Below are 523 nucleotides of genomic sequence, written 5' to 3' on the forward strand. Positions count from 1 at the left end.
CTAGGGTCAGGACTCATTGATCCAGAAGATGAAGGCTGCAGCGAAGGCGATCGCCGACAGGAAGGTGTGAGCACATCGGTCGTATCTGGTGTGGATGCGTCGCCAGTCTTTGAGGCGTGCGAACATGTTCTCGATCCTGTGGCGTTGTCGGTATAGGACAGGATCGTAGCTGTGCTGAACACGATGCTTGGCATGGGGTGGGATGCATGGCGTGATACCGCGCTCGACGAGCGCCTGGCGGAAGGCCGCTGAACTGTAGGCCCGATCGGCGAGCAGGGATTTGGCGGCGGGCAAATCCTCGATCACTGCCGCAGCAGTCTTGTGATCATTGGCCTGCCCTTCGCTCAGATGCAGCAGCCGCGGACGTCCCTTGCCGTCACAGACCACTTGCAGCTTGGTGGTCAGTCCGCCTCGGCTGCGTCCGATACATCGGGATAGAGCCCCTTTTTAAGGAGGCTGGCGGCAGTGCGATGCGCTTTGAGATGGGTGGCATCGATCATCAGATTGTCCGTTTCGCCGCCCT

At 59.8% G+C, this 523-nt stretch carries 1 protein-coding gene; it reads right to left on the reverse strand.

From position 1 onward, the window contains the following. Positions 1–6: 6 nt before the first annotated feature. Positions 7–426 (reverse strand): IS5 family transposase, encoded by a 420-nt coding sequence (locus tag NKJ84_RS33175; protein ID WP_352510030.1) that lies wholly within the window; start codon positions 424–426, stop codon positions 7–9. Positions 427–523: the final 97 nt, after the last annotated feature.

Source organism: Mesorhizobium sp. M0048 (assembly GCF_040323405.1).
GTDB lineage: Bacteria > Pseudomonadota > Alphaproteobacteria > Rhizobiales > Rhizobiaceae > Mesorhizobium.